Below are 10,335 nucleotides of genomic sequence, written 5' to 3'. Positions count from 1 at the left end.
GGACAGAAGATTTAGATAGCGCACACAGTGCGGTCTTTACCGGTTAGTGTGCTGATATGGCTCAGTTGGTAGAGCGCATCCTTGGTAAGGATGAGGTCCCCAGTTCGACTCTGGGTATCAGCACCATGAAGACGAAAGCCTCCCTGAAAAGGGAGGCTTTTTTGCATGTTCATTTTGATGACCGAGCCATCAATTCAGCGAGATCGCCCTGGCATCCAGATAGAATCTGGCCTCGCCGGAGGGCGTCCTGGTGACCATGGCCATCAACTTCTCTTCCTGTCGATATTCCCAACGCTGCTCTATGGTGTCGAGGGGCGGCTTGCGGACCCCCAGACCTTGCAGGTATTCGTTGAACAGGCCGATACTGCCAATCTCTATCATCTTCTCGTCCATCTTGTCCCTTCTGTTCCTTGACGATGTCTGTGTGCCCCATGTTAACAGTTCTCGAATGAATCACATCTAAAGGCTTCTCTCATCACTTGATCCAAGCTAACTTGTTGTCAAATAAAGTGGGTTGCAATCAAGAGTGGGAGAGTCGCAATGCTGATCACCAATGTGAGACTGGCAGGACAAGAGGGGAGGTGGCAGATCCACTGCCAGGATGGGCTCATCACCAGCATAGCCCCGGCGGGCGGCGTCGGGCTGGATGGGCCTCAACTCGATGGTGAAGGGGGCTTGGCCATGGCCCCCTTCATCGAACCTCACATCCATCTCGATACCACCCAGACCGCGGGTGAGCCGAGCTGGAACCTGTCTGGTACCCTGTTTGAGGGTATAGAGCGGTGGGCGGAGCGCAAGGCGCTGCTGACCCATGAGGATGTCAAATCCCGGGCCAGGCAGACTCTCAAGTGGCAGATCGCCAATGGCATCCAGTTCGTGCGCAGCCATGTGGATGTCTCAGACCCTGGGCTGGTCGCCCTCAGAGCCATGCTGGAGCTGCGCGAAGAGATGAGACCCTGGGTCGAGCTGCAACTCGTGGCCTTACCCCAGGAGGGGATCCTCTCTTATCCCAATGGCAAGGGGCTGATGGAAGAGGCGATGGCTCTCGGTGCCGACGTCGTGGGTGCCATCCCGCACTTCGAGTTCACCCGGGAGTACGGCGTAGAGAGCCTGCATTATGCGTTCGAGCTGGCCGAGCGCTATGGCGCCCTGATCGACGTGCATTGCGACGAGATCGACGACGAACAATCCCGTTTCATCGAGACCCTGGCCACCCTGGCCCTGGAGCGGGGCTGGGGTGACAGGGTGACCGCCAGCCATACCACCGCCATGCACTCCTACAACGGGGCTTATGCCTCTCGCCTGTTCCGTCTGCTCAAGATGGCGGACATCAACTTCGTCGCCAATCCCCTGGTGAACATCCACCTGCAGGGACGATTTGATACCTATCCCAAGCGTCGCGGCATCACCCGGGTCAAGGAGATGCTGGAGGCGAGCATCAACGTCTGCTTCGGCCACGACGACGTGTTCGATTCCTGGTATCCCATGGGGACAGGCAACATGTTGCAGGTGCTGCATATGGGGCTGCATGTCTGCCAGCTGATGGGTTACCCGCAGATCGATGACAGCCTGAAACTGATCAGCAGCCACAGTGCCCGCACCCTGAATGTACAGGATCGCTACGGCCTGGAGGTGGGCAAACCGGCCAACCTGATCATACTGCCGGCCGAGAGCGGCTTCGATGCGGTGCGCCGTCAGGTGCCGGTGCGCTACTCGATCCGCCATGGCAAGGTGGTCGCCCAGACTCACCACGCCCAAACAGAGATTGTGCTGGAGCGACCCGAGCCGATCGATTTTCAACGCTGAACCCGTCCTGACTTCCCCCTGTCATGGGCGGGGGAACTTCTGCATAATGTCGGCAGACACTCTTGGAGACTTGCCATGCAGACCTGGCTATATGTGGCCGCGGGGGGCGCCCTCGGGGCCTGCCTGCGCTTTGGGATAGGCGAACTGATGGCCCTGCTGCTGGGCCGCCACTTCCCCTACGGCACCCTCACCGTCAACCTTGTCGGCTCCTTCATCATGGGGATTGCCTTCGCCCTCATCAGCAATGGTCATGTGATGGAACACCCCATGAAGCCACTGCTGATGGTGGGTCTGCTGGGGGCCCTGACCACGTTTTCCTCCTTCGCCCTGGATACAGTGGTGCTGGCCCAGCATGGCGCCTGGTTCAAGGCGGTGCTCAACATGGGCCTGAATCTGTTCCTCTGCCTGCTGATGGTGGTGCTGGGCATGCAGTTGGTTGCCAGCCGGGTTTAAGGTGTCCGGACGCTGGCGGCTCTGGTAAACTGGCGGCCATTGTTTGTTCTATGGGTGTTTGAGGGATGTCGGAACCGACTACAACTACGCATTTTGGCTTTAAAACCGTTGCCGCCGACGAGAAGGAAACCCTGGTGGCCGGTGTCTTCCATTCGGTCGCAGCCAAGTACGATCTGATGAACGATCTGATGTCGTTCGGCATTCACCGCCTGTGGAAACGCTTCACCATCGACTGTTCCGGCGTGCGCCGTGGCCAGAAGGTGCTGGATCTGGCGGGCGGTACCGGTGATCTCACCGCCAAGTTCTCCCGCATCGTCGGCGAGACGGGTCAGGTGGTGCTGGCGGACATCAACGACTCCATGCTCAAGGTGGGCCGCGACAAGCTGCGCAACCTGGGGGTGGCCAACAATGTCTCCTTCGTGCAAGCCAATGCCGAGGCCCTGCCTTTCCCGGACAATCACTTCGACGTCATCACCATCGGCTTTGGCCTGCGCAACGTCACCGACAAGCAGAAGGCGCTGGCCTCCATGTTCCGGGTGCTCAAGCCGGGTGGTCGCCTGCTGGTGCTGGAGTTCTCCAAGCCCCAGAGCGAGGTGATCGCCAAGTTCTACGATCTCTACTCCTTCAAACTGCTGCCGAAAATGGGTGAAGTGGTCGCTAACGACAGCGAAAGCTACAAGTATCTGGCGGAGTCCATCCGCATGCACCCGGATCAGGAAACCCTCAAGGGCATGATGCTGGAGGCGGGCTTCGATCAGGTGGATTACTACAACCTCACCCAGGGTGTGGTCGCCCTGCACCGCGGTTACAAGTTCTAAGGGCCGATTATGCCGATGGATGCCATGGTCACGGCGGTGATCGAAACCAGTTTCAATCAGCTGCTGCGCCTCGACGGGCACAGCCATGAGCGGCTGTTCAAGCTCAGGGGCAAGGTGCTCAAGCTGGAGCTGCGGGAGCTCAAACCGCTCTGGTTCCTGTTCTCGGAGCGTCGCCTCGACGTGCTGGCCCAGTATGAAGGGGAGGCCGATGCCGTGCTCAGCCTCTCCCTCACCGCCCTCGGCCTGCTCAAGGATCCTTCTGCCCTGACCCGCTACATCCGCGAGGAGAAGCTGGATCTGCACGGCGATCCCCAGCTGGTGCAGGCGTTCAGTGCCCTGCTGGGGGAGCTCGACATCGACTGGGAGGAGCAGCTCTCCCGTTACACCGGGGACGTGCTGGCCCACAGCCTGTTTCGCGGTGCCCACAAGGCGCGGGAGGCGATAGGTCGCGAATTGTGCCGCAGCCAGCGCCAGCTGGCCGAATTTCTGACGGAAGAGGCGCGCCTCGCTCCAGGCCCGCTGGAAGTGGCGAGCTTCTGTGACGATGTGGAGGCCCTGAGCCAGCGCCTCAAGGCCACCGAGCTGCGCCTCGCCCGACTCGAACAACGGATCCCCTGATGACCCCCAAGGAGTTCAAACGCCTCTACCGCATCGTCGCCATCCTGCTCGAGCAGGGCATAGACGAGCTGGTACCGGCCAGATATCAGCCCTGGCCCGGTCGCCTGGCCCGCCGTAGCCTGTTCTGGCTCAAGGATCGCGCGCCGCAGCGCAGCCGCGGCATGCGTATCCGCCTCGCGTTCGAGACGCTCGGCCCCATCTTCATCAAGTTCGGACAGATGCTGTCGACCCGGCGGGATCTGCTGCCGCCGGACATTGCCGAAGAGCTGGCCCTGCTGCAAGACAGGGTGCCGCCCTTCTGTGGTCAGGCGGCCCGCCGCCAGATAGAGCAGAGCCTGGGATGCCCCATCGAGACCCTGTTTGACGACTTCGACGAGACGCCGCTGGCGTCCGCCTCCATCGCCCAGGTGCACACCGCCCGGCTGAAGGAGAACGGCCGCGAGATCGTCATCAAGGTGATCCGCCCGGACATAGAGCAGACCATAGAGGCGGATCTGCGGCTGATGACGGCCCTGGCCCGTCTGGTGGCGCGCTTCATCCCCTCCAGCGCCCGGTTGCGCCCGGTGGAGGTGGTGGAAGAGTATCGCAAGACCATACTCGACGAGCTGAACCTGATGCGCGAGGCCGCCAACGCCATCCAGCTGCGCCGCAACTTCACCGGCTCCAACGCCCTCTACGTGCCCGAGATCTACTCGGCACACTGTCGCGAGCAGGTGCTGGTGATGGAGCGTATCTACGGCATTCCCGTCTCCGACATCCAGGCTCTGGAAGCGAACGGAACCAACATGAAGCTGCTGGCCGAACGGGGTGTCGAAGTCTTCTTCACCCAGGTGTTTCGCGACAGCTTCTTCCACGCCGACATGCACCCGGGCAACATCTTCGTGGCCCGCGAGCACCCGGAGGACCCGCTCTGGATCGGCATCGACTGCGGCATCGTCGGCACCCTTAACCGGGAAGACAAGCGCTACCTGGCCGAGAACTTCCTCGCCTTCTTCAACCGGGATTACCGCAAGGTGGCCGAGCTGCATGTGGAGTCGGGCTGGGTGCCTGCCGACACCCGGGTGGACGAGTTCGAGTTCGCCATCCGCACCGTGCTGGAGCCCATCTTCGAGAAGCCCCTGTCCGAGATCTCCTTCGGCCATGTGCTGCTCAACCTGTTCAACACGGCGCGCCGTTTCGACATGCAGGTGCAGCCTCAGCTGGTGCTGCTGCAAAAGACCCTGCTCTATGTCGAGGGGCTGGGGCGCCAGCTCTATCCCCAGCTCGACCTGTGGCAGACCGCCAAGCCCTTCCTGGAACACTGGATGGGCGAGCAGGTCGGCCCCAAGGCGGTATGGAATGCCATTCGCGACAAGGCCCCCTTCTGGGCCGAGAAGCTGCCCGAGCTGCCGGAACTGGTCTACGAGACCCTGCGTCAGGCCCGCAGCCAGCAGCGTCAATTCGATCATCTGTTTGTCCAATTTAGCCGTCATAATCGTCGCCAGGGGCAGGCTCGCTACCTCTTAGGGGTTGGAGCCAGCCTGCTGTTGGTGGGTGTATTCTTGCTGACCCAAAAACAACATATTGAGTGGGGACAAATCAGCCTCGCCGGCACTGGGTTATGCTGGCTGCTCGGTTGGCTCAAGGCCCGCTCACACTAATCACAATCCGCGCCCGCTGGCGCAATTTCGGAGAACGAATCATGGGTGGAATCAGTATTTGGCAGTTGTTGATCATCGCGGCCATAGTGGTGTTGCTGTTCGGAACCAAGAAACTGCGCGGCATCGGCGGCGATCTGGGTGCCGCGGTCAAGGGCTTCAAGAAGGCCATGTCCGACGAGCCCCAGGACAAACCGGCCGGCAAGGATGCGGACTTCGATCCCAAGCAGCTCAGCGAATCGACCAAGCAGGACGAGAGCGCCAAGCAGAAAGACAAAGATCAGGCCTAAGCCATGTTCGATATCGGTTTTTGGGAACTGGTGCTGGTCGGCATCGTCGGCCTGCTGGTGCTGGGCCCGGAGCGGTTGCCCGTGGCCATCCGCACCGTCAGCGGCTGGATCCGGGCGGTGCGCAGCACGGCCAATGCGGTCAAGTCCGAGCTGGCCCAGGAGCTCAAGCTGCAGGAGCTGCACAACGATCTCAAGAAGGCAGAGCAATTGCAGATGCAGAACCTGAGCCCGGAGTTGCAGGAGTCCATCGAGAAGCTGAAGGCGGCGGCTGACTCCGTCACTCACCCTTACGCCAGGGCATCGTCCCCGGACGCTCCGACCCATGAGCCTGACGTGGCCCCTGAGCCGGAGAACCGCATCCTGCCGGAGAGATCGCAACCCGTCAGCGCGCAGGGCGCCGAACGAGCCGAACGACATGAGCCCGTGGCCGAGCCCGCAGCGGCAGCCTCGCCGGATCGCAAAGGGGAGGTCAAGTCATGAGCCAGACCGAACAGCCGCTGATTGCCCACCTGGTGGAGCTGAGGACCCGGTTGCTCCATGCCCTCGGCGCCATCCTGCTGGTGTTTGTCTGCCTGGTCTATTTCTCGAACGATATCTACAAGTTCGTCTCGGCGCCCCTGATCAGCCAGCTGCCCGCCGGCACCAGCATGATAGCGACCGATGTGGCGACCCCCTTCCTCACGCCGATCAAGCTGACCATAGTGGTCGCCTTCTTCATCGCCATCCCCTATCTGCTCTATCAGGCCTGGGCCTTCATCGCCCCCGGGCTGTACAAGCATGAGCGGCGGCTCATCATGCCGCTGGTCTGCTCCAGCGCCCTGCTGTTCTATGCCGGCATGGCGTTCGCCTACTATGTGGTGTTCCCGCTGGTGTTCGGCTTCTTCACCAGCACGGCGCCGGTGGGGGTGACCATCGCCACCGACATCGCCAACTATCTGGACTTCGTGCTCACCCTCTTCTTCGCGTTCGGGGTGGCCTTCGAGATCCCGGTGGCGACCATACTGCTGTGCTGGACCGGCGTCACGACCCCGGACAGCCTCAAGGCCAAGCGCCCCTACGTGGTGGTGACCGTCTTCGTCATCGGCATGCTGCTGACCCCGCCGGATGTCTTCTCCCAGACCCTGCTCGCCATTCCCATGTGGATGCTGTTCGAGGTCGGTGTCTTCTTCGCGCGTTTTTATACCCGTAGGGAGCCGCTGGCGGAGGAAGAGAGTGAGGAGGGCTGAGGCCCTCTTTTTTTGGCCCCGTCATCCGCGCAGGGCGGGTGGGAGAGCCCGCCTGCGTGGTCGACCCTTTTCATGACCCGGCACGGGGAGTATGGTAGTGGCCCTTGCTGGCTTTCATCTGCACCTTTAGCGATCCCATGATAGACATAGGTCTCAACCTCACCAGCCCCCAATTTGCCGGGGAACAAGCCGAACTGGTGGCGCGCGCCCGCGCCGCCGGGTTGGACGCCCTGATCCTGACCGGTACCGACCTGGCCGGCAGCCACGACAGTGCCGCCCTGGCCGCCCGCTGGCCTGGCTACTGCTTCTCCACCGCCGGCGTGCATCCCCATGACGCCAAGTCGGTGGACGAACAGACCTTGGCCGCCTTGCGCGAGCTGGCAGCCCTGCCCCAGGTGGTGGCTATCGGCGAATGCGGTCTGGACTACAATCGCGACTTTTCGCCCCGCCCGGTGCAGGATGCCGTGTTCGACGCCCAGATGGCCCTGGCGGCCGAGTTGGGGATGCCGGTCTTCCTCCATTGCCGCGACGCCCACGCCCGCTTCATCAAGATCCTGCGCCCCTGGCTCCCCAAGCTGCCGGGGGCCGTGTTGCACTGTTTCACCGGATCCGATGATGAGCTGGACGAGTGCCTGGCCCTGGGGCTGCACATAGGCGTGACCGGCTGGATCTGTGACGAGCGACGGGGTCAGCCGCTGCGCGAGCAGGTGGCGCGCATCCCGGCCGGTCGATTGATGATAGAGACGGATGCGCCCTATCTGGTGCCCCGGGATCTCAAGCCACGCCCCAAACGCAACGAACCCGCCTTCTTGCCGCACATCGCCCAAGTGGTGGCGGCCTGCCGCGCGGAAACGCCCGAGGCCTTGATGGCCCATACCCGGGCCACCTCCGCCGCTTTCTTCCAACTGCCAATCCAGGAGTGACTCATGGCCACAACTCTTCCGGGCGCCTTCCCGGGCCGCCGCCTGCGCCGGGCGCGTAAACAGGATTTCAGCCGCCGTCTGATGCGTGAGAACCTGCTCACGGTGGACGATCTCATCTATCCGGTATTCGTGCTGGAAGGGGAGGGCCAGCGGGAAGCCGTGGCCTCCATGCCGGGGGTGGACCGCCTCTCCATCGATCTGCTGCTGATCGAGGCCGCCGAGCTGGTCGCCTTGGGAGTGCCGGCCGTGGCCCTGTTCCCGGTGACGCCCGTCGATAAGAAGAGCCTGCTGGCCGAGGAGGCTTACAACCCGGATGCCCTGGCCCAGCGTGCCACTCGCGCCCTCAAGGCGGCTTTCCCCGAGCTGGGGGTCATCACGGACGTGGCGCTGGATCCCTTCACCACCCATGGCCAGGACGGCATCATAGATGACGAAGGCTATGTGATGAACGACATCACCACCGAGATCCTGGTCAAGCAGGCGCTCTCCCATGCCGAGGCGGGGGCCGACATGGTGGCACCCTCCGACATGATGGATGGCCGCATCGGCGCCATTCGGGTGGCACTGGAGGAGCATGGCTTCGTTCACACCCAGATCATGGCTTACTCCGCCAAGTACGCCTCCTGCTACTACGGCCCCTTCCGCGATGCGGTCGGCTCGGCCGCCAACCTCGGCAAGAGCAACAAGGCTACCTATCAGATGGATCCGGCCAACGGTGACGAGGCCCTGCACGAGGTGGCCCTGGACATCCAGGAGGGGGCCGACAGCGTCATGGTCAAACCCGGCATGCCTTACCTGGACGTGATCCGCCGGGTCAAGGATCAATTCGGCGTGCCCACTTACGCCTACCAGGTGAGCGGCGAGTATGCCATGCACATGGCTGCCATCCAGAATGGCTGGCTCAAGGAGCGGGAGACCATCATGGAGTCCCTGCTCTGCTTCAAGCGGGCCGGTGCCGACGGCATACTCACCTACTTCGCCAAACGGGTTGCCCAATGGTTGAAGGAAGACGCCCGGCGCTGATGCTACCGTTTCGATTGCTCACAATGCCGACCCCAGGGTCGGCATTGTTTGTTTTGGGACACCCATCAAATAGGACGTGTTATTGGCGCATCGATGGGGCTGTCGATATCAGAGCGAAATCGGCAGATGGTCAGGTGTGCAGGGAGGGTTGGTGCCTTGGCCCGGGGTTTTTGGGTCTCATGCGAAAGTTAGGTTTGTTTTGGGACACCCATCAAATTGGAAGTGTTATTGGCGCATTCATGGGTCTGTCGATATCAGAGCGAGATCGGCAGATGGTCAGGTGCGCAGGGCAGGTTGGTGCCTTGGCCTGGGGTTTTTGGGTCTCATGCGAAAGTTAGGGTCTGGCGCCTGGGATCTATGGCGAAGTGAGCAGAGGTAAATCAGCGACATGATCGTTATATTCGGGGCTGGTAGCATCGCGTCTGGCCGCAATGCTCGGCATATCGCTGGCAGCCAGTCTTGTCTCCTACGGCTCTGATACCCAGGCGTCGAAACAGGGCTACCTGTTTCAGCCATCGTGATTCATCGAGTCCGAGTCGCTGCAAGATGGGGGCAAGAGAGTCTGGAATGTATCCTCGTTTATCGGCTCTGATAGCCCTTCCAGTCCAATCCACCAGGGCAAGATAATCGGTAAAACCGTAGGGCAGTGCTTCTGACTCCCCCTTGGTTGAAAAAGGAAGCAGCCATGGGGAGGATGTCACCTCTTCTGTCGTCGTTTCTATCCGCCGTTGGATGCTGGTGTAGTCACTCTCCTCTGGGGTGTGAGCGATACCCGCGCGAACCGGGTTGAGGTCCACATAAGCCATGCAGGCCAGCAGTGCCGACTCGGTGAGCAGGGCCTGGCTTTTGAAGCGACCCTCCCAGAAGTGGCCCTTGCAGCCATCTTCCTGATTGGCCTGGCGGGCCAGCGACTCGTTCAGCAAGCGCACCAGCCAGCTGATGGAATGAAGGCGCTCCCGCCACTGGACGATCAGCTGGTGCACAACGTCCAGCTCGGGTGCTATCAGTTCCTCTCCCTGATACCAGCGCCGCACCAGCAAGGGCCACTGAAACAGGCGGGACCAGCGCTCTGCCACCTCCCGTTCACTCCACTCATGGACAATGTTGGCCTGCACCTTGAGTACCAGATGATAGTGGTTGCTCATCACCGCATAGGCGCAGATGCCGATGGCAAAGACCTGCGACAGCTGACCCAGCTTGTCGGCAACCCATTGGCGCCTGTGCTCGTAGCTTTGGCCGGAGTGTTCATCCTGACCGCAGAGAAAGGCGCGCCGGACGCAGCGGCTGACCACATGGTAGTAAGGCGTATCGGCGAGGCTGATCTGGCGTGAACGGGCGATGGTCATGGCGGCTCTCCTCGGGTTTCACAGTTTAAGGAAAGTGGATGGGGACTGAGTTGTCAAAACTGGGATTGGGTCTCAGAGATCCCCTCATTTTTAGAGACTCAAATAATTCCAAGTGTGCGGGTATATAAGCGGTGTTGCTTCAGGTAGTAGATAAATTTATCCATCAACAAGACCGCATTGGTTTCTTTCATTTTA

At 61.3% G+C, this 10,335-nt stretch carries 12 protein-coding genes and 1 tRNA gene; 11 read left to right on the top strand and 2 right to left on the bottom strand.

Annotation, left to right across the window (positions count from 1 at the left end):
* Positions 1 to 50: 50 nt before the first annotated feature.
* Positions 51 to 126, top strand: a tRNA-Thr gene (locus ACLHZ1_RS19910).
* Between the two features lie 63 nt (positions 127 to 189).
* On the opposite strand, the gene ACLHZ1_RS19905 is transcribed toward ACLHZ1_RS19910, so the two are convergent.
* Complete coding sequence (locus ACLHZ1_RS19905) at positions 190 to 393, bottom strand: hypothetical protein (protein ID WP_427263455.1); 204 nt, start codon at positions 391 to 393, stop codon at positions 190 to 192.
* Between the two features lie 147 nt (positions 394 to 540).
* Here ACLHZ1_RS19905 and ACLHZ1_RS19900 point away from each other — a divergent pair, with 147 nt between their 5' ends.
* From ACLHZ1_RS19900 to hemB, 10 genes are all read left to right on the top strand, one after another.
* Entirely contained in the window at positions 541 to 1,806 is a 1,266-nt protein-coding gene (locus ACLHZ1_RS19900; protein WP_427263454.1) for a cytosine deaminase, read from the top strand.
* Between the two features lie 75 nt (positions 1,807 to 1,881).
* Positions 1,882 to 2,259, top strand: a complete 378-nt coding sequence (crcB, locus tag ACLHZ1_RS19895; RefSeq protein ID WP_408797915.1) for a fluoride efflux transporter CrcB — start codon at positions 1,882 to 1,884, stop codon at positions 2,257 to 2,259.
* Between the two features lie 65 nt (positions 2,260 to 2,324).
* Positions 2,325 to 3,077, top strand: coding sequence for a bifunctional demethylmenaquinone methyltransferase/2-methoxy-6-polyprenyl-1,4-benzoquinol methylase UbiE (ubiE, locus tag ACLHZ1_RS19890; RefSeq protein ID WP_427263453.1), 753 nt, complete (start codon positions 2,325 to 2,327; stop codon positions 3,075 to 3,077).
* A 9-nt stretch (positions 3,078 to 3,086) separates the two neighbouring features.
* Positions 3,087 to 3,695, top strand: a complete 609-nt coding sequence (locus tag ACLHZ1_RS19885; protein WP_427263452.1) for a ubiquinone biosynthesis accessory factor UbiJ — start codon at positions 3,087 to 3,089, stop codon at positions 3,693 to 3,695.
* The gene (gene ubiB, locus ACLHZ1_RS19880) at positions 3,695 to 5,335 is read left to right on the top strand and encodes a ubiquinone biosynthesis regulatory protein kinase UbiB (protein WP_427263451.1); all 1,641 of its coding nucleotides are present in this window, start codon (positions 3,695 to 3,697) and stop codon (positions 5,333 to 5,335) included. Before ACLHZ1_RS19885 ends, ubiB begins: the two co-directional genes overlap by 1 nt.
* 41 nt (positions 5,336 to 5,376) lie before the next feature.
* Positions 5,377 to 5,622, top strand: a complete 246-nt coding sequence (gene tatA / locus ACLHZ1_RS19875; protein ID WP_408797925.1) for a Sec-independent protein translocase subunit TatA — start codon at positions 5,377 to 5,379, stop codon at positions 5,620 to 5,622.
* 3 nt (positions 5,623 to 5,625) lie between these two features.
* Positions 5,626 to 6,102, top strand: coding sequence for a Sec-independent protein translocase protein TatB (tatB, locus tag ACLHZ1_RS19870; RefSeq protein ID WP_427263450.1), 477 nt, complete (start codon positions 5,626 to 5,628; stop codon positions 6,100 to 6,102).
* Entirely contained in the window at positions 6,099 to 6,848 is a 750-nt protein-coding gene (gene tatC, locus ACLHZ1_RS19865; RefSeq protein ID WP_427263449.1) for a twin-arginine translocase subunit TatC, read from the top strand. Before tatB ends, tatC begins: the two co-directional genes overlap by 4 nt.
* 137 nt (positions 6,849 to 6,985) lie before the next feature.
* Positions 6,986 to 7,771, top strand: coding sequence for a TatD family hydrolase (locus tag ACLHZ1_RS19860; protein ID WP_427263456.1), 786 nt, complete (start codon positions 6,986 to 6,988; stop codon positions 7,769 to 7,771).
* Between the two features lie 3 nt (positions 7,772 to 7,774).
* Positions 7,775 to 8,794 (top strand): porphobilinogen synthase, encoded by a 1,020-nt coding sequence (gene hemB / locus ACLHZ1_RS19855; RefSeq protein WP_427263448.1) that lies wholly within the window; start codon positions 7,775 to 7,777, stop codon positions 8,792 to 8,794.
* Between the two features lie 395 nt (positions 8,795 to 9,189).
* Here the strand turns inward: hemB and ACLHZ1_RS19850 are convergent, their stop codons facing one another.
* Complete coding sequence (locus ACLHZ1_RS19850; RefSeq protein ID WP_427263447.1) at positions 9,190 to 10,140, bottom strand: transposase; 951 nt, start codon at positions 10,138 to 10,140, stop codon at positions 9,190 to 9,192.
* Positions 10,141 to 10,335 lie beyond the last annotated feature (195 nt).

The organism is Aeromonas sobria (assembly GCF_050266975.1).
Lineage (GTDB): Bacteria > Pseudomonadota > Gammaproteobacteria > Enterobacterales > Aeromonadaceae > Aeromonas > Aeromonas sobria_B.
This window is presented reverse-complemented; position numbering and strand designations above follow the sequence as displayed.

Excerpts from the sequence above, each read along its gene's own strand:
- ACLHZ1_RS19850 (WP_427263447.1), bottom strand. The coding sequence starts at position 10,140 with ATGACCATCGCCCGTTCACGCCAGATCAGCCTCGCCGATACGCCTTAC.
- tatC (WP_427263449.1), top strand. The coding sequence starts at position 6,099 with ATGAGCCAGACCGAACAGCCGCTGATTGCCCACCTGGTGGAGCTGAGG.
- ubiE (WP_427263453.1), top strand. The coding sequence starts at position 2,325 with ATGTCGGAACCGACTACAACTACGCATTTTGGCTTTAAAACCGTTGCC.
- ACLHZ1_RS19900 (WP_427263454.1), top strand. The coding sequence starts at position 541 with ATGCTGATCACCAATGTGAGACTGGCAGGACAAGAGGGGAGGTGGCAG.
- tatA (WP_408797925.1), top strand. The coding sequence starts at position 5,377 with ATGGGTGGAATCAGTATTTGGCAGTTGTTGATCATCGCGGCCATAGTG.
- tatB (WP_427263450.1), top strand. The coding sequence starts at position 5,626 with ATGTTCGATATCGGTTTTTGGGAACTGGTGCTGGTCGGCATCGTCGGC.
- crcB (WP_408797915.1), top strand. The coding sequence starts at position 1,882 with ATGCAGACCTGGCTATATGTGGCCGCGGGGGGCGCCCTCGGGGCCTGC.
- hemB (WP_427263448.1), top strand. The coding sequence starts at position 7,775 with ATGGCCACAACTCTTCCGGGCGCCTTCCCGGGCCGCCGCCTGCGCCGG.
- ACLHZ1_RS19905 (WP_427263455.1), bottom strand. The coding sequence starts at position 393 with ATGGACGAGAAGATGATAGAGATTGGCAGTATCGGCCTGTTCAACGAA.
- ACLHZ1_RS19860 (WP_427263456.1), top strand. The coding sequence starts at position 6,986 with ATGATAGACATAGGTCTCAACCTCACCAGCCCCCAATTTGCCGGGGAA.
- ACLHZ1_RS19885 (WP_427263452.1), top strand. The coding sequence starts at position 3,087 with ATGCCGATGGATGCCATGGTCACGGCGGTGATCGAAACCAGTTTCAAT.
- ubiB (WP_427263451.1), top strand. The coding sequence starts at position 3,695 with ATGACCCCCAAGGAGTTCAAACGCCTCTACCGCATCGTCGCCATCCTG.